This window comes from Pararhizobium sp., assembly GCF_965279435.1.
Classification (GTDB): Bacteria; Pseudomonadota; Alphaproteobacteria; order Rhizobiales; family Rhizobiaceae; genus Pararhizobium.
Genome location: NZ_CBDIHY010000001.1, coordinates 71,765 through 94,712, shown reverse-complemented (window position 1 = coordinate 94,712; position 22,948 = coordinate 71,765). Strand labels below are relative to the sequence as shown.

Genomic DNA, 22,948 nt, shown 5'->3' with positions numbered 1-22,948 from the left:
AGATCAGCCCTTGACCGCTCCGGCCGTCATCGACCCGCTGATCTGGCGATACATGATGAGACCGAGCAGGACCGGCGGCAGTGCGCCGACGACCATAACGGCTGAGGCGACGCCCCATTGCACGCCGCCGCCGCTGGCAGCGAAGAAGAATGAAGCGCCAACGGTGATCGGCACTGCCTTCGAGGTGGTCAACATCAGGCCAAACAGGAATTCGTTCCATGCGGTGATGAAGCCGAAGATCAGGCTGGTGACGATGGCCGGGCGGCAGACGGGCGCAATGACACGCAGAAGAATCTGCGTGCGGCTGGCACCATCCATCAGTGCCGCTTCGTCGAGTTCGTTAGGGAGGTCGCGGATGGCGTTGACCAGGATGACGAGGGCCAGTGGCAGGTTGACGATGGACAGGATCAGACCAAGGCCAAGGCGGGTGTCCAGAAGCGCCAGCCACTGGAACATCATGTAGAGTGGGATGGCAAAGATAATCAGCGGCACGGCGCGCAAATTGACTATAAAGGGCAAAAGCGTGCGTTCGCCGAGCCTGCCGCGGGCAATTGCATATGCTGCCGGCAGGGCAAGAACAACCGCTAGCGTAGTGCCGATGAACGCAACCGTGATACTGTTGAACAGGTAAAGGAAAATGTTCAACCTATCGGACACTTGGAACACCGCGAAATAATTGTCGAGTGTCGGCGCCTGTACCCATAGTCCGGGATTGGTCGACAGTTCGCGCGCGCTCTTGAAGGAGGTTACAAGCGTGACAAGAATTGGAAAGTTCATGGCCAGCGCGGCAATGGCGAAGACGAGCCAGCGAAGAGCGTTGATCATTTGAGTGCTCCCTTGCGGCGGCTGGCAATAAAATTGAGACCGTAGAGGACGGTGAAGGAGACGGCGAACAGGATCACGGACGCAGCGACCGCCTTGCCGATAGCACCCTGCTTGAAGAAAGCCTCGTAAATATAGATCGATAGCGAAGCCGTGGAGCCGCCCGGGCCGCTGCCGGTCAAAACATAGACGTTGTCGAAAACACGGAAACCATCGATGAAGCGGATAAGCAGGGCAACGACGATCGTCGGCGCCATCAATGGCAATTCAATGTACCACAACAGATGCCACCGCCGGGCGCCATCCATGGCGGATGCCTCGACGATCTCGGTGGGGATCGCCCGATAGGCCATGTAGAACAACAGCAGGGCAAACGGTGTCCACTGCAAGGTTTCCACGACGATCAGCGTCCAGAATGCGGAGGTTGGACCGAGGAAGGAAACACTGGTGCCGAACCAGGCCCAAAGATAATAAGGCACCGGCCCCGCGAATTCGTGCAGCACGAGACGATACATCAGGCCGACCAACGCCGGTGCCACCATCAGCGGCAGCATCAGGATCGCCATCAGCCAGCTGCGTCTTTCGATCAGCGGCGACAGGAAGACAGCAAGGATTAGCCCGAGCGCGCATTCGAGCAGCGCGGTCAGCGCTCCGAAGCGCAATGAAAACCAGCTGGCCTGCCAGAAGGCTCTGTCGTTCCACACCGCAGCAAAATTTGACAGACCAGTGATCTTAGGCTGGCGCAGCGTCTCGAACGATACGTCGGAGACGGAATAGATCAGGTTGACGATTGCGGGAAAACCGAGGAAGACCAGCAGAAACACGACGAGCGGCATCGCCAGTAGCCGAAACTCCGAAGAATGGGCGCGCTGTGTATTCATCGAACCGCTGTCCTTCCGTTAGCAACTGGGTAGGCGATCATCTGGCGTGTCCGTTCGCTTAGGAGATTGCTTGTCGGCCCAACGTCGCTGCGCCGGTTCCTGCCGTTAATGCTGGCGGCGATCACGCCGCCGCCAGCAAAGCCGCTACTTGAGCAGCTCAGTCATGCCCTTTTCGGTATTGGCAAGTGTATCGTCCAGCGACTGTTGGCCGGACCAGTAACCGGTGAATTCCTTGGCCTGAAGTTCGTAGACAGACAAGGCCTTTGCAGCGGTGCCGCCGTTCATGACGTAGCCGTATTTGGACGCGAACTCGCCGAGCTTGACGAGATCGGGGCGTTCCTTCGCGACTTCGGTGACGACTTCCGGTGTCAGCGCCGGCGCGCCGTTGTTCCGGGCGTACGTCAAAGCCGCTTCCTTTGAGGAAAGCCATTTGATAAACGCCTGGCCACCGGCCTTGTTTTCGGCGTTCTTGTTGAGACCGAAACCAAGGCCATGGATGTGGGTGAAGCGACCTTCGGGGCCAGCGGGGGGAGCAACCGTTTCCGTGACGTCGGCGACAGTCGGCGACTTTTCCTTGCTGGTCAGGTCGGATGCGGCAGCATTCCACTGCATCATCGCGGCAACCTGGCCCGACGTATAGGCCGCATTGGCTTCAGCAAATTCGTACGATAGGGAATCGGTAGGTGTCGCACCGGCATCGTAGAGCAGCTTGTAGGTCTCGAGCCCCTTGCGATAGGCATCGGAATTGACCGTGATCTTGCCGCTCTCATCCATCCAGTTCCCGCCATAGGCACGCGGCAACGACTGGAACACCATCATGTTGAACAGAAGGTTCTTGAGCTGCAGAACGGTGCCGTAGCGCGTCGGGCTGTCAGGATTGACGGCCTGAGTGAAATACAGCGCGGTTGCGGCGTAATCATCCCATGTCCATTCGTCCGGGCTCTTCGGCTCGAGCTTCTTGCCAAGGTACTTTTCAGAGATTTCGGCATACTTCGCCCTAGCGGCGTCGTCCTTCATTAAGGCCTCGACCAGGTCCTTGCGATAGTACATGAAGTGCATCGAAAGGTCGGTCGGAACACCGAACTGCTTGCCTTCGTATTGCATGGTCTTGAGCACGGATTCGCCGTAGACCGACGCTGCCTCGCCCGACAGTTCGACTGGCTCCATGAACGGCGCATATCGGCCGATTGAATAGGTTGCAAGCAGGTTGACGTCGAAAGCCTTGGAACCGGCAGCGAGGTCGGCCTGGAGCTTGTCCCAGAAACCATCGCGGTTGAAGAACAAAAGCTCCACTTTGTCGTTTTCAGCGACATCTGGTTTCGCATTATAGACGCCGGTTGCGGCCCGCAGCGCTGTCTCTTCAGGTCCGCCCGGCCAACCGAGCACGGTCACTTTGGCGAATGCTGAGCTTGCCAGAAGGCTGGCGATGGCAACCGCTAGAAGGCTGCCCTTCGTGATCGTCGTCAATGTCATTTTAGTTCTCCTCTATGTGATTTTTCTGGTGATTTTTTGCAAGATCGGCGATCCCCACGACGCCGGCACTTTCCCCGAGAGCGGCGGCGTGGATGTTCGGTGTGAGCCGCGGCGGTACGCCTTCTAGCGCCTGCCGGACGGTGTCGAGATAGTTGGGCGCAAGCCCGATACCGCCGCCGATGATGATGCGCGGGGGATCGAGTGCGAGATGGATATTGCGGCAAAGCTGGGCGGTCTGGCGTGCCGATGCGCCAATTATGTCCATCGCCCACGTCTTGCCGGCGGCTGCAGCTTCGAAAACATCGCGCGCGGTTGCGCCTGCCTGATGGTCCTTGGCCTGGCCAGCTATCCAGTGACCTGAAACCTGATCTTCCAGCGTCCCGGCAACATCCTCGGCAACGCGGAACTGCCCGAAATGGCCGGCAAGGCCGAACATCGGTTTGCCGTTGACGACGATGCCACCGCCGATACCGGTTGAGATGGTAAGAAACACCATGTCTTCGTTCTGGCCAGCGCCGAACCGGTGTTCGCCCCAGGCTGCTGCCTGCGCATCGTTGGCGGCGAGAACCGGCACTCCAGAAAGGCGCGTGATCGTCTCTGCAAGAGGAAAACGCTCCGGGAGGTCAAGCGTGTTGCGGTTGAGCGCCGACCAGAATCCCTGATCGACAATGCCGGTGACGGCGGCGCCCGCTGTCGCGTAGCGGCCCTGCCACGAAGCGATCGCTGCAAACAGCGCTTCAAGCCACTGCTCGGGATTGCCGCCGCGGGGTGTCGGCACCTTGTGGGATTCCAGGACAGCGCCTCCGCGCACCAGTGCGGCAAGCATCTTGGTGCCGCCGATGTCGAGTGCGAGAACAGTATCCGGGTCGATCATGCGGGTCACGCTCCGACCGAAGCGAGGGTATCATCGAGTGCGGCGCGGAACCAGGAGGTAACGTGCTCCGGGCGCGTGATCGCCGAACCGACCACCACCGTGAACGCGCCGCTGGCCAAGGCTTTACAGGCTTGCTCTGGCGTGCGGATATTACCCTCGGCGATAACGACTGACGTGAGTTTTGAAGCCGCCGCGATCAGCGCGAAATCGGGCTCCGTGGGTTCTACCGGTCCGGTATATCCTGCTAGTGTGGTGCCGACGATCTCCGCGCCTTCGGCCAGTGCCCGTTCGGCGTCCGCCAGGATAGAGCAATCGGCCATGGCGATGCGGCCATGTGCGTGGATGCGGTCGATCAGGGTCTTGGTATCGACCGGGCGGATGCGCTGGGTTGCGTCATAGGCGATGATATCTGCACCGGCTGCTACCAACGCATCGACATCCTCGATCCATGGCGTGATGCGCACCTGCGTGTCATCGAGATCGCGCTTGACCAATCCGATAATCGGCTTGTCGGTTGCCGCACGGACGGCGCGGACATAGTCAGCCGACTCGATGCGCAGCCCCGCCGCACCGCCATCCAATGCCGCCAGGCTGAAGCCGACGACCATCGCGGCATTGTCCATCGCGCCACCTTTTACCGGCTGGCATGATACGATTAGTCCATTTTTTAAGGCTTGAATGTCAAGCAACACATTCGGCTCTCCTGTTGTGCGATCACGGTAACAGGACAAGACCAGATTGCAACAGGACTTTAACTGGTATTATCGCATCAACTCGATGACAAAGTCGTAGACGTCGCCGCGATATTTGGTTTGCGTGAACTCGACGATCTGGCCATCGGCAAGGAAGCAGCGGCGCTCCATGATCAGCAGACTGGCATCCTCGGGTGTGCCCAGAAGGCGGCGCTCCTCGTCGCTCGCTGGCTTGGCCTGCATGCGCTGCAGGGCGCGAACGGGAAGCGCGCCATTGGCTTCTAGATACTCATAGAGCGAGTCCTGGATCGCCTGCGGGTCGGGCACCAAACGTGCCGGCAACGTCGCGATTTCGATCGCGATGGGGGTATTGTCGGCAGTGCGCAAACGCTTGAGTCGAACGACCTTTTCGCTGCCTGAAATCCCCAGAGCCATCATTTCGGCGGGCGAAGGCCGCGAAATATTGCGCGAAATCCATACGCAACCCGGCTCCAGACCACGAGAGCGCATGTCCTCGGAAAAGCTGGTCATAGTAGCGAGCGATTTCTCGAGACGCGACGAAACGATGGTCTTGGCACCTTGGCGGCGATCGAGAAAACCGTCGGAAACCAGATTATCTATGGCCTTGCGCACCGTCACGCGAGAAATGTCGAGAGCCGCACACAAGGCGCGTTCACTGGGGATGACAGCGCCCCGCTTGATGTGTGCTGCCCCGATCGCCGCCTTGATCGCATCTTCAAGCCTGCGGTAAAGCGGCTCGCCACTTTCGCCGGCCAGAGCTTTTGTGAGAAGGGTTAGGACCGCTAGATCGCTCATCGAAGCACCCGCGCAAGAGAGAGCTTCCTTATGCAAAATATTTTTCAACGGGTAAACTGGTATTGTTCTGCCGCTACCAGTTTGCTGTATATGGCCTGTTTTACCCGACGCCTCTGGCTATGTACCGACTGGTTGTGTAGCTCACGCCGTGGCCGGTATTTCGCTCATGACACAACCTGAACGTCGGTTTACCCCATCACCCCGACGAGACTTGATCGCCTGGGTGACGGCATTGTGGCGTAGGTAAAGAGCGCGACAACCAACCGATCGTCAGTTCGACAGCGGGTCTGCCAAGTCCAGAAGACGATCAACTGTGATGGGCCGATTGCCCGTCTTGAGCGACCCAACCGCCGACCAAGATGTTTCGACTGGCCGGTCCCAGGTTGATCGACGCCGTTCTAGTCAGGATCGCGCGTACGTACCGACAGGCTCGTCCCGTGATCCACCACATTGTCGATAATGATCCTGGCCGCAAGAATTCATCGGCACGTGACCTGCAGGATATCGAAGGCCGCGTCATCACCGGTTCGTTTTGTGGCCTTCATGTTCAGGACGTCCCTGTAGAAATTAAGGGACGTTTCGAGGAGCGGGCCGATAGGTTCATGTGGCCGATACGCGCACGGGTTCAACGACCTGAAGTTTAGGGTGGATTAGAAAGTCTGATGCAGATGGAGCATCTAGCAACCGGGTCACGGTTGAAACTGGTTCAAGGCGAGACACGCGCACATAGGCTGCGGTGCTGAATTGCGATGAGATTCAACTTGTGGCACTACTCCGCCACGCCGCGTAGTGAACGGATAATTTCTTCAGCGAACATCGTGGCGGCGAGGCCGTGGTTGCGCTTTTCACGTTGTACGAGCGAAAGCACGTTCTTGCCGAACGTTCGGTCGCGAATCTGCACATAGGTCAGGACGCCATTGCGTTGTTCTTCCGCGACATCGAACCTGCTGAGAAATGCTATGCCATCACCAGCTGATGCCAGGGACTTCATCGCCTCGATCGAATTCGCTAGGAACGCCGGCTCTACCGAGATGCCCGCCTCGGCAAAAGCATCGGCGACAATGCCATGGATCAGCATCGGCTTGTCAGCAAAGATTAACGGGTATGGCTGGCAGGCAGACAATGGGATGGAGTCCTGTCCTGCCAGCGGGTGCTCGGGTGATACCACCGCGCCAAGCCGCGTGTCCATTTTCCAAAGTGTTTCCAGTTGCGGGACAGACGGAAGATTGAAAGCGAGGCCGAGATCTGCCTTTCCGTCCAATAGGGTCTGCACGATATCGTGCACGAACATCACCCGGATCGTGATTTTAAGTCTCGGGTGACGCGTGGCGAAATGCGCTGCAGTCTTCGGCACGATGCCGCCGGCAAGCCCGCCCATCGTGGCGATAATGATCTCTCCGCTTTGGAGGGTCTTCATGTCGCGGATGTCGGCCTCTACCTGACTGAATTCCTTGATTGTACGGCGGACATGGGCAACGAGAATTTCGCCAGCCGGTGTCAATCGCAGTCCACGCGGCAGGCGCTCAAACAAGGGTTCGCCGATCGCCTCCTCCAATTGCAGGATGTGCTTGTTGATTGCAGACGGTGCTACATTAAGCCGCTCACCAGCTGCCCGGATCGAACCGCAGCGTGCGACTTCGTCGATGTAGCGCAGGACCCGTGAATGCAGCATGGGTGATTTCCACCGTTCTCAAAAAGCGTACGAACTGCGCGGAAAATACTGCTTTTCGGAAGCAGTGCAATCCTTTCTTATCCTCCACGGAACCTGCGGAACACGCCTGGCGCTGGCTAGGAATGCTGCTGGATAGAGTGGAGGAAAGACTTGAACACATTGGAAGCTGCACATTACGACAAGGTGCGTGCGATATTCGATATCCTTGAAGGTCGAGGCGAGGCGGACCTTCTTCTAAAGAACCTGAACATTCTCGATGTTCATGGAGAGACCGTCTATCACGGCTCAATCCTTGTCTATGACAAGCGCATCATCGCGCTCAATCCTGACGAGGACATACTGAAGGTCAAGGAAGTCTTCGACGGTCAGGGTCTATACGCGATACCAGGTCTGATCGACGCCCATATCCACTTTGAATCCCAGCTGGCGCATCCAACGGCTCTTGCAGAAGCCATGGTGCCCTGTGGAACGACGACCATATTCGCCGAGTGCCTGGACCTCCTGAGTGCGGCTGGCGAGGAGGGTGCGAAGGCGGCCGAAAAGTTATTTCAGGACTATGATCAGCTTCCTTATCGGCTCTACGCCTTCGCGCCAATCTTGGCTTCATCCGGCCGGTGGAGAACATTGGTAGCCTGCGGTTCTTCTCGATGGCCAACGATGAATATCTTTTGGCAGTCGCAAAAGACAGCCGGCTTGCGGGTTTGGCTGAGATCGGTATTGAGGACTTGCGTGATCAGAAGATCATCTCGTTCTCGCGCCAGAACCTCTCCTACACCGAACGGTATTTCGCCGAGATGTTTGCCGAGCACGATCTGGCCCGCAACATTGCGTACAGCTGCGACGATACGTTTGCGCTGATTTCGTTGGTATCGGCCGGTCTTGGCATCGGCTTTGCGCCGCAATGGACCAGGGATTTCCCAAACCGCAATTTCGAGCTTCGAAAGGTGAGGGGCGTGGATTTCAAGATCGGCATGGGGGTTGCGTGGAATATGGAGGATCCGACGGCGTCACGCGACGACATCATAGATATTGCGCGGTCCTTGGTCAGGCCATCGAAGCAGGGAACGCCGGAAATCATGCGTGCGCGTTAGGCCGGGATATGGAATGCAACTTCGGGGACAGTCGGTCCCGGTTTCCACCGCGCCGGCGGCGCTTTGCTCAATCTCCTATGGCTAACCCTGGAACCGAAGCCGCATGCGTGAATTCCCGAACCGTGGCCAAAGCCACCGCTGTGATAGGCTCTTCGATATTCTCATTGCCAGTTAGCCGGTATATTGTTCCGCGTTTTGCCAACTCGACACGTAGGCCCAACTGGCCTCGATATCAGATAGGCCTCGAAGAGGCAGCGTCAGCGTGGCGAATCTCTCGCATGTGTTTCACCGGTCCGAAATAAGTTCGACATTCTTTCACGAAAGCCCAAATCCCCCGAAGAATGGCCGGTTCCAGAGATAGCCCTATATCCCTCCTATGTTTCACGGAAGGGAGCCATGTAAAATGGTCACAAAATCGGTGCCGCCTGTCACTCTAGTCATATTCGGGGCCACCGGCGACCTGACCCGTCGTCTGCTTGTTCCGGCGATCATCAATCTGACCCGCAGCGGTCTGGTCGGGGATGACCTGACTGTTGTCGGCGTCGGGATTGATGAAGGTGACGACGAATTCCTTCGCCAACGCCTCGACGAATTTTTGGGCCATCTTAGCCCCCAGGCAGAAGCACAGACGACGAGGGATGACGCCTGGGACAGGCTGAGATCGCGCATTTCCTATCGGAGTGGGGACTTCACTAAAGACGAGATATACGAGGCCATCAAATTGCGACTTGGATCGGCGGCGAATATTGCTTTCTGTCTCGCCGTTCCGCCAAGTTTGTTCGGGCCGATTGTCGAAAAGCTTGCCACGCATGGCTTGATGGAAGAAACCGACGGCTGTTTCCGGCGCGTCGCGATCGAGAAACCGTACGGTACCGACCTCGCATCTGCGCGCGCGCTCGATACCCAGATACTGGCTCAGGTTGTCGAAAAACAAGTCTATCGGCTCGACCATTTCCTTGGCAAGGAAACCGTACAGAACCTGATGACGGCACGCTTTGCCAACATGATTATAGAGGGCCTGTGGAGCAACAATTATATCGACCATGTCCAGATTACGGCTGCGGAGACCGTTGATGTCGGGAGCCGCGGCAAGTTTTATGATGCGACTGGAGCGCTCAGGGACATGATTCCCAACCACCTGTTCCAGCTGTTGGCGATGATCGCAATGGAACCGCCGAACAGTTTTGATGCCGAAGCTGTTCGTAATGAAAAGGGCAAGGTATTGAAGGCTTTGCGCGTTTATTCGATGGAGGAGGCTGCGGCGAATAGTGTGCGCGGCACCTATGGCACCGGAAATATCGACGGCCAACCATTGAGCGCCTATAGGGAGACAAAAGATGTTTCATCTGATAGTCGAACTGAAACCTATGTCGCCCTCAAACTCTACGCCGACACTTGGCGTTGGGCCGGCGTCCCGTTTTATCTGAGAACGGGAAAGGCTTTGACTGCGCGCGACACCGAAATTGTTATCACGTTCAACAAGGTGCCATTTGCTCAGTTCCGCGAATCCGAGGTGACAAGACATCTGCCACCAAATAGGCTCGTCATCCAGGTTCAGCCGGACGAGGGGATCAGCATGGAGATCTCAATCAAACGTTCCGGGCAATCCGTCGAGACAGTCCCCGTATCGCTAGATTTCCGTTACGCCGACAGGTTCGATATCGGGCATACGACAGGTTATGAATCTTTGATCTATGATCTGTTTATCGGCGATCAGACACTGTTCCAGCGTGCAGACAGCATCGAAGCCGGATGGGCGGCAGTTCAGCCCTTTCTCGACGCATGGTCGGCCGACAACACAATCCCCGAAACGTATGTTCCCGGCAGCATGGGACCAGCCTCAGCAGATGACCTGATCCGGAAAGACGGCCGCGAATGGCATGAGCTTGGTGTTGTTTTGCATCAACGGAGATAAGTCTCCCGCTCTGTCGCCGAGTCCATTTGGCGTTTATGCATAGAGAAGTGCCCTGTTGGTTCACTGCGTCACTCGAACAGAATGTTTATGAATGCTTTGCGCATGCTTAAATCTGTGGCGTGCCTTTCGAAGGGGATCATTTTGAAATTGGCGGGTTTGAAGCAATCGCTTGGGAGAGCGGGTGATGAATCCTCGAATTTGCGCCAAGAACTATGGTCCAGACCGAACATAATCGCGAACCCTCATTATGCCGCAAGCGGAGCTGCTATCAAGGCGATCGGGTTTCGTTTTTAGACGGACCAAGTTCAAATCCCGTCAAGGCGTGCAATGGCTTTGTGTGTGTTTCATTCTTCCGACGCAATGTTGCTGAGGGGCGAATTGTCTCCGTCTGAAAAACCTCGATATCGCAGGTGACTCCTGCTGAGGTGTGCCCGCATGGCCTCGCGCGCCCGTTCTGCACTCCCCGAGCTGATCGCCTCGCAGATCGCCCGATGTTCGACCACTGTATTCTGAATATAGTCGAGAGTAATAAGGGCCGGGTTGAGCTGCTTGGAGAAAGCCGGTTGAGGCAGAATCTGCAGGCTCATAAGGCTGAAGAACTCGATGAAGGCTCCATTGTTTGTTGCCTCTGCGATCGATCGGTGAAAAACAAAGTCGAGATGGTCAAGCGCGGCCTCGTCCTCAAGTGAAGCTTCAAACGCGCGGGCTGCGTTCCAGATGTTGGATTCCTGAGACCAAGATCGCCGAACGGCCGCCAACCCGGCAGCATGAACCTCAAAAGCCATTCTAAGTTCCAGCAAGTCCATGAACGACGTTTGCAGACGAGCCAGGGGAGCAAGCGTGATGTTTGCATCCAACGAGTTGGCGTCTTCGATGTCGGGACCGGGTCTTTTTCGGAAGAACACCCCGACACCATGTCGCGACTCGACAATGCCGTCGGACCGCAAGGCCGATACTGCTTCTCGAATGACGGTCCTGCTGACGCCGAACCGCTCGGATAATTCGGCGAGCGACCCCAGTTTGGCACCGCTCTCGAATTGGCCGTTGCCGATGTGAGTCTTGAGCGCCTGAATTGTTCGGCCCGTTAAACTGTCCAAAACCTGTTTCCCTTTGCCCCAAATCACGCTGCAGAGTCTAAGTATTTTGCGCAAGGTAGCACTTCTCTGGGAGGTGATGCTACCACTCGGTGGTAATCTTGTTGATAGAGAGTGCGCACACTTGGTCAACCTGAAGGGGCCAACAAGCATTTCATCGGGTCAGAAGCTGGAAAAAATTTGCTCATAAAGCCCATGAATACCGAGACTACTTCTATTTAATAGATTTGGATTGGTGCGTAAATATCTGTTAATACTGAATAAAACACATATTTTACGAGATCAGCGCGCTAAGAGGTAGTATCTCTCGATTTCGTCTTGACAAGAGATACTATTTCAACAATTCTCATCAACAGAAAAGTGGGGCAACACCTGACGCATTGTAGCGTGGGTAAATGCTCCCGGGAACATGGTTTGCGCATCCGCGCGTCTGACAATGATGGAAAATGCTATGGGTGTCGTCGCCGCACGTCTCTCCGAGCTCGGTATCGTATTGCCTACGATTGCCCCGGCTTCAGGAAATTACATTCCTCATCGGCTCGTCGGAAGCCTTCTTTTTGTATCAGGCCAGATCCCGCGAATCGATGGTGTTGAGCATTATGTCGGCGTGGTGGGTCAGGGTATCTCGCCTGAGGACGGATACAAGGCTGCTCGCTTCTGCGCGCTCAATATCGTGGCACGGGTCAACGCCGCTCTCGATGGGGATCTTGATCGCGTCAACGCCTGCGTCCAGTTGCGTGGCTTCGTCAATGCGCCCGCTGATTTCACAGGTCATCCAGCAGTCATCGACGGCGCTTCCGACTGTCTCGTGGAGATCTTTGGCGACAAAGGGCGTCATGTGCGCACCGCGCTTGGTGCGGGGTCATTGCCGCGCGGTTCCTCCGTGGAAGTCGACGCCATCTTCGAAGTCGCACCAAATCCTGACAGCAAATAAAGGGGAACTGGCCATGAACGGGACCAGCATGTCGGAAAAAGCCATAGCCATGATGGGCGTCAACAAATGGTACGGTCACCTTCAAGTCCTGAAGGGGATAAATCTTGAGGTTGGTCGCGGCGAGCATATCGTCCTTTGTGGACCTTCGGGTTCGGGTAAATCAACCCTCATCCGCTGTATCAATCACCTCGAGGAAATCCAACAGGGCAGCATCGCCGTTAATGGCACGGAGTTGAGCCAAAAGGGCAGCAATGCCGACCATATTCGCCGCGATGTCGGCATGGTTTTCCAGCAGTTCAACCTATTTCCACATCTCACCGTTCTGCAGAACTGCATGCTCGCCCAGCGCCGGGTGCGCAAAGCTTCGGTGGCCGAGGCGAAAGACAAGGCGATGCGCCATCTGGACCGGGTGCACATCGCTGAACAGGCAGAAAAATATCCCGCCCAGCTGTCCGGGGGGCAGCAGCAGCGCGTTGCAATCGCCCGGGCGCTGTGCATGGACCCCAAGATCATGCTGTTCGACGAGCCCACTTCGGCGCTTGACCCCGAAATGGTCAAGGAAGTGCTCGACACGATGATCTCACTTGCAGACGACGGCATCACGATGATCTGCGTCACCCACGAGATGGGTTTTGCGCGAGCCGTCGCACATCGCGTCATCTTCATGGACCGTGGCGAAATCATCGAGAGCGCTAAGCCGGACGTCTTTTTCAGCAACCCGGCTCACGAGCGAACCAAAACGTTCCTCAGCCAGATCCTCAACCATTGAGGAGGGGCTGATGAATTACACATTTGACTTTGCACTGGTTTTTGCCGCGTGGCCGATGCTGCTGGAAGGCGTGATCGGTACGTTGAGAATGTCGTCCCTTTCGATGGTCTTCGGATTGTCGCTCGGTATTGTCTTCATGATGATGCGCATGAGCAAGGTACCGGCACTTCGCACCATCGCCGTTTGCTATATCGAGTTGATCCGCAACACGCCCATCCTTGTGCAGGTGTTTTTTGTTTTTTTCGGCATGCCGGCGATTGGCATCCGGCTCAGCGGCGAGCAAGCGGCGATCCTGGCCATGACGCTGAACTGCGCAGCCTATGCGGCGGAGATCGTACGTGGGGGCGTGCAGTCCATTCGTCCGGGCCAGATCGAAGCGGGCAGGGCGCTTGGGATGCATATGGCCGACATCTATCGGTTCATTGTCTTCCGGCCAGCGATCAGGGCCGTTTACCCGGCGCTGTGCAGCCAGTTCATCCTGATGATGCTGAACTCCAGTCTGGTCTCGTCTGTCTCGGCGGAAGAGCTCACCTATTTTGCGCAGACGCTCGATGCCCAGACATTCCGCAGCTTCGAGATTTATCTCACGCTGGGTGTCATCTACCTCCTCTTGTCCCAGCTCGTCTCTATCGCTCTCGGCATAATTGGCCGGGTCTATTTTTCCTATCCGGCAAAGTGAGGCAGTGCGATGATCCGTCAATTTGGCTGGAATGAATTCTTCTTTCTCCTCGAAGGCGCGCGTTGGACGGTTGTTCTATCGCTCCTCGCATTTACCGTCGGCGGAGCGCTGGGCCTGGCGGTCGCGTTTGGACGCACCAGCAAATGGAAACTGTTGCGCATTCTTATGGCAACCTACATTCAGATCTTCCAAGGCACGCCGCTGCTGATCCAACTGTTCTTCGTCTATTTCGGTCTGCCGCTTCTGGGCTTCAAGGTAGATGTCTGGGTGGCGCTGACGATTGGCCTGTCGCTGCACACAAGCGCGTTTCTCGGCGAGATCTGGCGCGGTAGCATCCAGGCCGTTCCAGATGGTCAAAGCGAGGCTGCCCGAGCACTCGGTATTGGCTATATGCATCGTATGGTGGATGTAGTGTTACCGCAGGCTTTTCGCATCGGTCTGCCCGCTACCATCAGCTTTCTCGTCAACCTGATCAAAGGCACCGCGCTCGCCGCTCTGCTCGGTCTGACGGAGCTCACTCGCTCCGGTCAGTTGATGGCGAACATCACGTTTCAGCCGCTACAGGTCTATGGGGCGGTCGCAGTCATCTACTTCTTCATCTGCGTACCCCTGACCTACTGCAGTGCCCGGATCGAGCAGCGCCTCAACGCTGCGCGGTAAAACAAGAACGCATTCCAAGAAACCAACCAGAGGTGATCACATGACCAAGAAAGTATCGACCCCTTCGCGCTCGACAATCCTGAGTGGGTTTGCCGCAATGCTCTTCGCCGCGACCTCATTCGCGACGACAGCGCTCGCCGTCTCACCCGAAGAGCTCAAGTCAAAGGGTACCGCTACCATCGGCGTACAGATGGATCAGTTTCCATGGGGCTTCATCGATGCCAACGGCGGCAACGACGGTTTCGACATTGAAGTCGCCAAAATGATCGCCAAGGAACTGGGCGTTGAGGTAAAGTTCGAGCGCATCACCGGGCAGAACCGCATTCCACTGCTGGTGAACGGCAATGTGGACTTCCTGGTACCGTCGATGACGATCACAGAAGAACGCGCCAAAGTCATCCAGTATGTTATTCCTTATTCGTCAAACGACATCACTGTGTGGGGTAAGACCGACGCTGCGATAAAAGGCAACGAAGATCTTTCGAAATATGTAATCGGCGTCAACCGCGGCAGCGCCTTCGAGCCGTTGCTGGTCAAGGTCGCGCCGAAGGATACGCAGATCAAGCGCTTCGACGATGATGCGACGACGGTCCAAGCATTATTGTCCGGCCAAGTCGATGCAATCCTGGGAAGCGTGACCTATGGCCTCGTCATCAAAGAGACCGGTTATGACAAGCAATTCGAGCGCAAATACAAGGTCGCCGACAATTTCCAAGGCATGGCGGTTCGCAAGGGCGATCAAGAAATGCTCGCTTTCCTGACTGATTTCGTTGCCAAACACACGGCGGACGGATCTCTCGATGCCCTTTACAAAAAATGGATCGGTGTCGACCGCCCGAAACTCCCGACAACATTGCCGGGTGTAGACTTCATCGGAAAGCAATAACGCCAAAGCCTGCGCGGCCGTTACAACCGCCGCGCAGAGCTTGAGAAATCAACAATCAAAGAGCTTTTGGCCCCCGCCTGTCTGTGCGGGCGGGGACGGTCTGCTGCACGCCGAAAATCGGGTTATCGGGCAAGCGCAACAAAAGCTCGCTTAGGGAGCATGGACGAGAAAATGATGAAAGATGGCAAGCAGATCAGGGTCGGAGTTGATATCGGTGGGACCTTTACTGACGTTGCGATGGAGGTCGGTAGCACACTCCATTCGGTCAAGGTGCTAACTGATTACTCCTATCCCGAAAACGCAATCGTCAAGGGCATCCACGAGGTGGCGGAGATCGCCGCTGTCGAGCTTTCGCGGATTGACACGATCATTCACGGAACCACGCTTGCAACCAATGCGCTGATCGAGCGGCGCGGAGCGCGCACCGCCTTCATCACCACCAAGGGCTTTCGCGACGTCATCGAGATGCGCACGGAAAGCCGCTTCGAACAGTATGACCTCGATATTGTGCTGCCGGCGCCGCTGGTGCCGCGCAACGAACGCTTCGTTATCGACGAGCGTATTGGTGCGGACGGCTCGGTTCTAAAGGCGCTTGATCTCGCCGAAGTCGACGCACTGTGCGACAGCATCATCGCCGCAGGCTACGACAGCGTCGCCATCGGCTTCATCCATTCCTATCTCAATGGTGCGCACGAAACGGTCGTTCGCGATCGGCTGCTGGCCAAGAAAGCCGGCATTTCCGTCTCGATCTCGTCGGAAGTGTCGCCGCAGATGCGGGAATTCCAGCGCTTCAACACTGTCTGCGCCAACGCCTTCGTCAAGCCGCTGATGGCATCCTACCTCAACCGGCTCGTCGGTCGTCTCACCGAGGAAGGCACGCGTTGCCCGGTCTTCATGATCCACTCGGGCGGGGGCATCATCAGCGTCGAGAGCGCCATCGAATTTCCGGTGCGCCTGCTCGAATCCGGCCCGGCCGGTGGTGCGATCTTCGCCGCTCACATCGCCAGCAGCTACGGCCTCGATCGGGTGCTTTCTTACGATATGGGCGGCACCACTGCAAAGATCTGCTTGATCGAAAAGCAGACGCCGAAGACCTCCAAGACCTTCGAAGTGGCCCGCACCTGGCGCTTCAAGAAGGGCAGCGGCATGCCGATTTCCATTCCGGTTATCGAAATGGTCGAGATCGGCGCCGGTGGCGGCTCGATCGCCACGATCGACAGCATGCGCCAGATCCGAGTCGGCCCGCATAGTGCCGGCTCCGAACCGGGACCAGCTTGCTACGGCCGCGGCGGCGCCCACCCCACCGTCACCGATGCCGACCTAATCCTCGGCCGCCTCGATCCCGACGAATTCGCGGGCGGGGCGATGAAACTCGACCGCCCGGCCTCTGACAGAGCCATGGATGCCGACATCGCCTCGAAACTTAAAACCAATGTTGCAACGGCCGCTTTCGGGCTTAGCGAAGTGGTTGATGAAAACATGAGCAATGCGGCGCGCATGCACGCAGTGGAGAACGGTAAAGAGCTTTCCGAGTTTACCATGATCGCCTTCGGCGGCGCAGCACCAATCCACGCCGCGCGTCTGTGCGAAAAGCTCGGTATGTCCAAACTGCTGATCCCGCCGGGTGCGGGTGTTGGCTCGGCCATCGGCTTCTTGCGTGCTCCCTTCGGGTTCGAGAGTGTGCGCAGCGCCTACAGCCGCATCAGCCGGTTCGATGCGGCAGCGATCAACCAAACGATCGCCGACCTCAGCGCCGAGGCCATATCCTTCGTGCGCTCCGGTTCGCCCGAGGCCGATCCGGATCTCGAATGCACAGCCTACATGCGATACGTTGGCCAGGGATGGGAAGTGCCGGTCACCATCGAAGTGCGCGATTACGCAGATGCCGACGGCGAGCTGTTCCGAAACCTGTTCGACGAACAATACGAACATTTCTTCGGCCGCGTTATTGAAGGTCTCGATGTCGAGATCGTCAGTTGGTCACTGCGCGCCACCTCGAAACTCTCGCCCCCAGATAGGATTGGCAAGACCGAGAAGGCGGACGAAGCAAAAGTCCGCGGCACCCGCGAAATTTTCGATGTTCAAGAAGGCAGTTTCCAGACGGCCTCGATCGTTGCACGCGCCGATATGAAGCCGGGCGATTTCGTCGCCGGCCCCGCCGTCATCACCGAACGCGAAACCTCAACGATCATCACCGCAAGCCGAGAAGTCATCATGCAGGCCGATGGCTGCCTGCTCATACGCGTCAAGCAGAGCGCTTGAACGGAGGATTTGACATGAAAACCAGTGCACTTTCCGACGTCCACATGCAGATCATGTGGAACCGGCTGATCTCCGTTGTCGAAGAACAGGCCGTCACCCTCATCCGCACCGCGTTCTCCACCAGTGTGCGTGAATCGGGCGATCTTTCCGCCGGTGTCTTTAACCGAGGCGGCAAAATGATTGCCCAGGCGGTGACCGGCACACCGGGTCACGTCAACGCCATGGCCGAAGCCGTCGGCCACTTCATCCGCGACATCGGCCCTGAAAATATCTTTGAGGGCGATGTCTACATCACCAACGATCCTTGGAAGGGAACCGGCCACCTGCACGACTTCACCGTCGTCTCGCCCAGCTTCCGAAATGGCGCGCTGGTCGGCTATTTCGCCTGCACGGCGCACGTTGTGGACGTTGGCGGCCGCGGTTTCGGCCCGGACGCGAATGAGGTCTACGAAGAGGGGATCTTCGTTCCAATCATGAAGTTCGCTGAGCGCGGCAGGGTCAACAAGGACCTCGTCAACATCCTGCACAACAACGTCCGGGAAAGCCACCAGGTGGTGGGCGACGTCTATTCGCTGGCGGCCTGCAACGAGATCGGTCATCGCCGCCTGATGGACATGATGGAAGAGTTCGAGCTGGCCGATCTGGAGACGCTCGGTGAATTCATCTTCAAGCGCAGCTATGACGCTACGATCGAGCGCATTGCCGCCCTGCCGAAGGGTTCCTATTCCAATACGATGCGCGTCGACGGTTATGGTTCGCCGATCGATATCGTGGTACGACTCGATGTGGGGGAAGACTACATCCTTGCCGATTTCGAGGGTACATCGCCACCGAGCCCCAAGGGCATCAATTGCCCGATCATCTATTCGGCGGCCTATGCCTGCTATGGCATGAAATGCTCTATCGCGCCGGAGATTCCCAACAACCACGCTTCGCTGCTGCCGTTTCGCGTGACGGCTCCCAAAAACTGCATCCTCAATGCTCAGCACCCGGCGCCGGTTTCCGTTCGGCACGTGCTTGGACACCTTGTCCCCGATGCGGTGCTCGGCGCCGTGCACAAGATGCTCCCAGGAAAGGTGCCAGCGGAAGGTGCGGGTGCGCTGTGGAACCTGCATGTCAGCGTGCGCCCATTGCAGGGCGAAAACGCCCCCGCTGACGGCGGCCAGCGTGCCGAAGTGCTGCTGTTCAACAGCGGTGGCGCCGGCGCACGCTCCACGCTCGATGGTCTCAGCGCCACGGCGTTTCCGAGCGGTGTGCATTCCATGTCGATCGAGGCGACCGAGCATGTGGGCCCGGTGATTTTCTGGCGCAAGGAACTGCGTGACGGTTCCGGTGGTGCGGGCAAGTTCCGTGGTGGTCTCGGCCAGGTCGTGGAGATCTCACCAACCGACGGTCACGAGATGCATTTTAACGCCATGTTCGACCGCGTCGATCATCCACCCCGTGGACGCGAGGGCGGAGCCAATGGCGCAGCGGGTGCCGTGTTGCTCGATGACGGGACGATCCTAGCCACCAAAGGGCGCCAGCACGTGCCCGCGGGCCGCAGATTGATCCTGCAGCTTCCGGGTGGCGGCGGATACGGTGCGCCCGACAACCGCGATCCGATAGCTGCGCAACGCGACCGGGATTTCGACTACGTGTCGAATAGCTAATCCGCTTGTGACCGGTGGAGAAATTGGCCGGTCATCACCAATGTTTTTCGGGAATTTGGAAATGAGTTTTCAAAACAAACGTGCGGCTGGTATCAAATCGTCGCCGAGCATGGCGATCGCCATGGCAGCAAAGAAATTGGCCGCAGAAGGCCGCGACATCATTGACCTGTCGCTTGGCGAACCGGATTTCGAGCCTCCCGCACATGTTGCGGACGCTGCTGTAGCAGCGATCCGCAAGGGTGGCGTCCGGTATGGTGCTGCGGCCGGTACGGAAAGCCTGCGTCAGGCGATTGTGGCCAAGTTCAAGCGCGAAAACCAGCTCGATTACTTTGTCGACGAGGTGATGGTAGCCAATGGCGCCAAACAGATCTTGTTCGACGTGTTTCTTGCCACACTGGAGCGGGGGGACGAGGTGATCATCCCGACGCCCTGCTGGGTTTCCTATGGCGATATCGTATCGCTGCATGGCGGCGAACCAGTCTATGTGTTCTGCAGCCCAGAGGTCGGTTTCAAAATCGATGCTGCAAAGCTTGAGGCGTCGATCACACCAAGAACACGCTGGCTGATGCTAAATTCTCCGTCCAATCCCACCGGTGCCATTTATTCGCAGAAAGAATACCGTGCGTTGGGCGAGGTTCTGGCCCGCCATCCTCGTGTCTTGGTGGTCTCAGACGAGATCTACGAACATGTGCTCCTGAAAGAGGTGCCTTTCGTATCCTTCGCGAAGGCCTGCCCGGAGTTGCGCGACCGCACCCTCATCGTCAACGGCGTCTCGAAAGCATATGCGATGACCGGATGGCGCCTCGGTTATGCCGCAGGCCCCGCGGCATTGATCGCAGCGCTCAGCAAGATGCAATCGCAGAGCGTCACGTCGGTCTCAACCATCGCGCAGGCGGCAGCCCTTGCGGCGTTGACGGGCGACCAGACGTTCGTCGGGAACGGGGCGGCGATATTTGCCAGCCGGGCCAACATCGTCGCCGAACGTTTGGGGCAGATCCACGACGTGGATTTCACGCCACCGGATGGAGCCTTTTATGCATTCATTGGTATTCACCGGCTGCTTGGCAAAAAGTCCGCGGCAGGTGAGGTGCTTGCCGACGATTCAGACTTTGCCGCCCATCTGCTGAATGGTTTTGGCCTATCGAGCGTACCAGGTGCGGCATTCGGCGCGCCCGGCTTTATCCGCTTTTCCATCGCGGCATCTGACCGGGAACTTCAAGCTGCCTGCGACCGGCTGGCCGCCATGGTTCACTCCCTAAAGGGCTGAACAGCGTTTTCAATCACTCACTCACCAACCCGGCGGCGCTCGAGTGCGCTTCCCCCACAGGAGTTAAATCCATGAAGACCGAAGACTTGAAGCATGCGCTGGGAGCAGGGCTCCTTTCTTTTCCAGTCACTCACTTTGGCTCAGATGGAAAGTTCAAGGCCGACAGCTATGCCAAGCATGTCAATTGGCTGTCCGGTTTCGGGGCCGCAACGCTATTTGCCGCAGGTGGAACGGGCGAGTTCTTCTCGCTCACCCCCGATGAAATTCCTGAAATTGTTAGAGTAGCGAAAGAGGCTGCCGGCACCACTCCCATCGTTTCGGGCTGTGGATACGGCACAGAAATTGCGGTCTCTATCGCTCGGTCAGTCGAAAAGGCTGGGGCAGACGGCATCCTGCTATTGCCGCACTATCTGATCGACGCGCCACAGGAAGGGCTGTACCAGCATATCAAAGCAGTCTGCGATGCCACGGGCATGGGCGTCATGGTCTACAATCGCGACAATTCGGTGCTGCAGGCTGATACCCTGGCCCGGCTCTGTGATGCGTGCCCGAACCTGGTGGGTTTCAAGGATGGAACAGGTGACATCGGGCTCGTTCGCCAGGTCACTGCAAAGATGGGCGACCGTCTGACCTACCTCGGTGGTATGCCGACTGCGGAACTTTTCGCAGAAGCCTATATGGGCGCCGGATTCACCACCTATTCATCAGCAGTCTTCAACTTTGTCCCGGCGCTTGCTATCGATTTCTACAAGGCATTGCGGGCAGGTGATCGGGCCAAGTGCGAAGCCTATCTGAATGATTTCTTCTACCCGTTCATGGCAATCCGCAACCGGAGCAAGGGTTATGCGGTCTCGGCCGTCAAGGCAGGCGTCAGGCTGCAGGGCTTCGATGCTGGCCCAGTTCGTGCCCCACTCAAAGATCTTTCGAGCGATGAAATGGACATGATGGAAGCCCTCATTGGAAAGCATAAGCGCCAGTAACACTTTCAGGGGCCGCCTACCTAGGGAGGCGGCCCTTTCATCGATCGAATGGAGGGGAGATCTATGACACTTCATCACAACCTGATCGCCGGCGAATGGGTCGGCAGCAACGGCGTTGAAAACATCAATCCGTCGAACACCAAGGAAATCGTCGGCCTTTATGCCAGCGCCAGCGCTGACGATGCCAAGACTGCGATCGCTGCTGCAAAGGCCGCGTTTCCGGCCTGGTCGCGCTCCGGCATTCTCGAGCGTCACGCGATCCTGAAGAAGACCGCCGACGAAATTCTCGCCCGCAAGGATGAACTCGGCAACCTGCTTGCCCGCGAAGAAGGCAAGACCCTGCCGGAAGCCATCGGCGAAACCATCCGTGCCGCCCAGATCTTTGATTTCTTCGCTGGTGAAGCCCTGCGTCTGGCTGGCGAAGTGCTGCCGTCCGTTCGCCCGAACATCGGCGTCGAGATCACCCGAGAGCCGATCGGCGTCATCGGCATCATCACGCCGTGGAATTTCCCGATCGCTATCCCGGCCTGGAAGATTGCGCCGGCACTCTGCTACGGCAATACCATCGTCTTCAAGCCGGCCGAACTGGTGCCAGGCTGCTCGTGGGCGATCGCCGATATCCTGCACCGCGCCGGCCTGCCGAAGGGCGTCTTGAACCTCGTCATGGGCAAGGGCTCGGTCGTCGGCCAGGCCATGCTCGACAGCCCGGATATTGCAGGTATCACGTTTACCGGCTCGACCGGCACAGGCAAGCGCGTCGCTGCGGCCTCGATCGAGCATAACCGCAAGTTCCAGCTGGAAATGGGCGGCAAGAACCCGATGGTCGTGCTCGATGACGCCGACCTGACCGTCGCCGTCGAAGCGGCTGCAAACTCCGGCTTCTTCTCGACCGGCCAGCGCTGCACGGCATCGTCACGCCTGATCGTCACTGAAGGCATCCACGACAAGTTCGTCGCGGCACTGACCGAAAAGCTGAAGACGCTGGTGGTCGATGATGCGCTGAAGGCTGGTACGCACATTGGGCCGGTTGTCGACGAGCGCCAGCTTGCTACCGATACCGATTACATCGCCATCGGCAAGCAGGAAGGCGCCAAGCTCGCTTTCGGCGGCGAGACCATCACCCGCGACAATCCCGGCTTCTACCTGCAGCCGACGCTGTTTACCGAAGCCACCAACCAGATGCGCATCAGCCGCGAAGAAATCTTTGGCCCCGTCGCCTCGGTTATCCGGGTCAAGGATTACGAGGAAGCACTCAGCGTTGCCAACGACACGCCGTTCGGCCTGTCGGCCGGTATCGCCACGACCAGCCTCAAGCACGCGACGCATTTCAAGCGCAATTCGGAAGCCGGCATGGTGATGGTCAACCTGCCGACCGCCGGTGTCGATTTCCACGTACCGTTCGGTGGCCGCAAGGCCTCCTCCTTCGGCTCGCGCGAGCAGGGCAAGTATGCGGCCGAATTCTTCACTGTGGTGAAGACTGCTTACACGCTGGCGTAAAGCCGCGTCTGCGGTATGACCGACGGACCTGA

The 22,948-nt window shown here is 57.7% G+C and carries 17 protein-coding genes and 2 pseudogenes; 12 read left to right on the top strand and 7 right to left on the bottom strand.

Annotated elements, in window-relative coordinates; all coding sequences use genetic code 11:
* Positions 1 to 3: 3 nt before the first annotated feature.
* The 6 genes and pseudogenes from ACQY8Q_RS00445 to ACQY8Q_RS00420 all read right to left on the bottom strand — a co-directional run bounded on the left by ACQY8Q_RS00445 (position 4) and on the right by ACQY8Q_RS00420 (position 7,230).
* Complete coding sequence (locus ACQY8Q_RS00445) at positions 4 to 825, bottom strand: carbohydrate ABC transporter permease (RefSeq protein WP_428423554.1); 822 nt, start codon at positions 823 to 825, stop codon at positions 4 to 6.
* Positions 822 to 1,703: a carbohydrate ABC transporter permease gene (locus tag ACQY8Q_RS00440; protein ID WP_428423552.1), complete on the bottom strand. Its 882-nt coding sequence runs from the start codon at positions 1,701 to 1,703 to the stop codon at positions 822 to 824. Before ACQY8Q_RS00440 ends, ACQY8Q_RS00445 begins: the two co-directional genes overlap by 4 nt.
* A 144-nt stretch (positions 1,704 to 1,847) precedes the next feature.
* Positions 1,848 to 3,176, bottom strand: coding sequence for an ABC transporter substrate-binding protein (locus ACQY8Q_RS00435; RefSeq protein WP_428423549.1), 1,329 nt, complete (start codon positions 3,174 to 3,176; stop codon positions 1,848 to 1,850).
* 1 nt (position 3,177) lies between these two features.
* Positions 3,178 to 4,673: pseudogene (locus ACQY8Q_RS00430) on the bottom strand (putative N-acetylmannosamine-6-phosphate 2-epimerase).
* A 138-nt stretch (positions 4,674 to 4,811) separates the two neighbouring features.
* A complete protein-coding gene (locus ACQY8Q_RS00425; RefSeq protein WP_428423547.1) occupies positions 4,812 to 5,558 on the bottom strand; it encodes a GntR family transcriptional regulator in 747 nt (248 codons plus the stop codon).
* Between the two features lie 769 nt (positions 5,559 to 6,327).
* Positions 6,328 to 7,230 carry a LysR family transcriptional regulator gene (locus ACQY8Q_RS00420; RefSeq protein ID WP_428423545.1) on the bottom strand — a complete coding sequence of 301 codons (903 nt, stop codon included), beginning with the start codon at positions 7,228 to 7,230 and terminating at the stop codon, positions 6,328 to 6,330.
* A 593-nt stretch (positions 7,231 to 7,823) separates the two neighbouring features.
* On the opposite strand from ACQY8Q_RS00420, the pseudogene ACQY8Q_RS00415 reads away from it, so the two are divergent.
* Both ACQY8Q_RS00415 and zwf read left to right on the top strand, forming a co-directional pair.
* Positions 7,824 to 8,321, top strand: a pseudogene (locus ACQY8Q_RS00415) (LysR family substrate-binding domain-containing protein); the annotation flags it as partial.
* A 403-nt stretch (positions 8,322 to 8,724) separates the two neighbouring features.
* Positions 8,725 to 10,236: a glucose-6-phosphate dehydrogenase gene (gene zwf / locus ACQY8Q_RS00410; RefSeq protein ID WP_428423543.1), complete on the top strand. Its 1,512-nt coding sequence runs from the start codon at positions 8,725 to 8,727 to the stop codon at positions 10,234 to 10,236.
* Between the two features lie 344 nt (positions 10,237 to 10,580).
* Here the strand turns inward: zwf and ACQY8Q_RS00405 are convergent, their stop codons facing one another.
* Positions 10,581 to 11,333 carry a FadR/GntR family transcriptional regulator gene (locus ACQY8Q_RS00405; RefSeq protein ID WP_428423965.1) on the bottom strand — a complete coding sequence of 251 codons (753 nt, stop codon included), beginning with the start codon at positions 11,331 to 11,333 and terminating at the stop codon, positions 10,581 to 10,583.
* A gap of 448 nt (positions 11,334 to 11,781) precedes the next feature.
* Between ACQY8Q_RS00405 and ACQY8Q_RS00400 the strand changes: the two genes are divergently transcribed.
* From ACQY8Q_RS00400 to ACQY8Q_RS00355, 10 genes are all read left to right on the top strand, one after another.
* Positions 11,782 to 12,264: a RidA family protein gene (locus tag ACQY8Q_RS00400; protein WP_428423541.1), complete on the top strand. Its 483-nt coding sequence runs from the start codon at positions 11,782 to 11,784 to the stop codon at positions 12,262 to 12,264.
* Between the two features lie 28 nt (positions 12,265 to 12,292).
* Positions 12,293 to 13,033: an amino acid ABC transporter ATP-binding protein gene (locus ACQY8Q_RS00395; RefSeq protein WP_428423539.1), complete on the top strand. Its 741-nt coding sequence runs from the start codon at positions 12,293 to 12,295 to the stop codon at positions 13,031 to 13,033.
* 10 nt (positions 13,034 to 13,043) lie between these two features.
* The gene (locus ACQY8Q_RS00390; protein ID WP_428423537.1) at positions 13,044 to 13,712 is read left to right on the top strand and encodes an amino acid ABC transporter permease; all 669 of its coding nucleotides are present in this window, start codon (positions 13,044 to 13,046) and stop codon (positions 13,710 to 13,712) included.
* Positions 13,713 to 13,721: 9 nt separating this feature from the next.
* Positions 13,722 to 14,372: an amino acid ABC transporter permease gene (locus ACQY8Q_RS00385; RefSeq protein ID WP_428423535.1), complete on the top strand. Its 651-nt coding sequence runs from the start codon at positions 13,722 to 13,724 to the stop codon at positions 14,370 to 14,372.
* A gap of 97 nt (positions 14,373 to 14,469) precedes the next feature.
* A complete protein-coding gene (locus ACQY8Q_RS00380; protein ID WP_428423533.1) occupies positions 14,470 to 15,258 on the top strand; it encodes a transporter substrate-binding domain-containing protein in 789 nt (262 codons plus the stop codon).
* A 171-nt stretch (positions 15,259 to 15,429) separates the two neighbouring features.
* Positions 15,430 to 17,520, top strand: a complete 2,091-nt coding sequence (locus ACQY8Q_RS00375) for a hydantoinase/oxoprolinase family protein (protein WP_428423531.1) — start codon at positions 15,430 to 15,432, stop codon at positions 17,518 to 17,520.
* Positions 17,521 to 17,534: 14 nt separating this feature from the next.
* Positions 17,535 to 19,172 (top strand): hydantoinase B/oxoprolinase family protein, encoded by a 1,638-nt coding sequence (locus ACQY8Q_RS00370; protein WP_428423529.1) that lies wholly within the window; start codon positions 17,535 to 17,537, stop codon positions 19,170 to 19,172.
* Between the two features lie 61 nt (positions 19,173 to 19,233).
* Positions 19,234 to 20,439 carry a pyridoxal phosphate-dependent aminotransferase gene (locus ACQY8Q_RS00365; RefSeq protein WP_428423963.1) on the top strand — a complete coding sequence of 402 codons (1,206 nt, stop codon included), beginning with the start codon at positions 19,234 to 19,236 and terminating at the stop codon, positions 20,437 to 20,439.
* Positions 20,440 to 20,510: 71 nt separating this feature from the next.
* Positions 20,511 to 21,419, top strand: coding sequence for a 5-dehydro-4-deoxyglucarate dehydratase (gene kdgD / locus ACQY8Q_RS00360; protein ID WP_428423527.1), 909 nt, complete (start codon positions 20,511 to 20,513; stop codon positions 21,417 to 21,419).
* Positions 21,420 to 21,482: 63 nt separating this feature from the next.
* Complete coding sequence (locus ACQY8Q_RS00355; RefSeq protein ID WP_428423525.1) at positions 21,483 to 22,916, top strand: aldehyde dehydrogenase family protein; 1,434 nt, start codon at positions 21,483 to 21,485, stop codon at positions 22,914 to 22,916.
* Positions 22,917 to 22,948 lie beyond the last annotated feature (32 nt).

Bases quoted from the DNA above. Each gene is read 5' to 3' on its own strand.
- ACQY8Q_RS00390 (WP_428423537.1), top strand. From the start codon at position 13,044: ATGAATTACACATTTGACTTTGCACTGGTTTTTGCCGCGTGGCCGATG.
- ACQY8Q_RS00420 (WP_428423545.1), bottom strand. From the start codon at position 7,230: ATGCTGCATTCACGGGTCCTGCGCTACATCGACGAAGTCGCACGCTGC.
- kdgD (WP_428423527.1), top strand. From the start codon at position 20,511: ATGAAGACCGAAGACTTGAAGCATGCGCTGGGAGCAGGGCTCCTTTCT.
- ACQY8Q_RS00370 (WP_428423529.1), top strand. From the start codon at position 17,535: ATGAAAACCAGTGCACTTTCCGACGTCCACATGCAGATCATGTGGAAC.
- ACQY8Q_RS00435 (WP_428423549.1), bottom strand. From the start codon at position 3,176: ATGACATTGACGACGATCACGAAGGGCAGCCTTCTAGCGGTTGCCATC.
- ACQY8Q_RS00355 (WP_428423525.1), top strand. From the start codon at position 21,483: ATGACACTTCATCACAACCTGATCGCCGGCGAATGGGTCGGCAGCAAC.
- zwf (WP_428423543.1), top strand. From the start codon at position 8,725: ATGGTCACAAAATCGGTGCCGCCTGTCACTCTAGTCATATTCGGGGCC.
- ACQY8Q_RS00375 (WP_428423531.1), top strand. From the start codon at position 15,430: ATGATGAAAGATGGCAAGCAGATCAGGGTCGGAGTTGATATCGGTGGG.
- ACQY8Q_RS00445 (WP_428423554.1), bottom strand. From the start codon at position 825: ATGATCAACGCTCTTCGCTGGCTCGTCTTCGCCATTGCCGCGCTGGCC.
- ACQY8Q_RS00425 (WP_428423547.1), bottom strand. From the start codon at position 5,558: ATGAGCGATCTAGCGGTCCTAACCCTTCTCACAAAAGCTCTGGCCGGC.
- ACQY8Q_RS00385 (WP_428423535.1), top strand. From the start codon at position 13,722: ATGATCCGTCAATTTGGCTGGAATGAATTCTTCTTTCTCCTCGAAGGC.
- ACQY8Q_RS00440 (WP_428423552.1), bottom strand. From the start codon at position 1,703: ATGAATACACAGCGCGCCCATTCTTCGGAGTTTCGGCTACTGGCGATG.
- ACQY8Q_RS00395 (WP_428423539.1), top strand. From the start codon at position 12,293: ATGTCGGAAAAAGCCATAGCCATGATGGGCGTCAACAAATGGTACGGT.
- ACQY8Q_RS00400 (WP_428423541.1), top strand. From the start codon at position 11,782: ATGGGTGTCGTCGCCGCACGTCTCTCCGAGCTCGGTATCGTATTGCCT.
- ACQY8Q_RS00365 (WP_428423963.1), top strand. From the start codon at position 19,234: ATGAGTTTTCAAAACAAACGTGCGGCTGGTATCAAATCGTCGCCGAGC.
- ACQY8Q_RS00380 (WP_428423533.1), top strand. From the start codon at position 14,470: ATGCTCTTCGCCGCGACCTCATTCGCGACGACAGCGCTCGCCGTCTCA.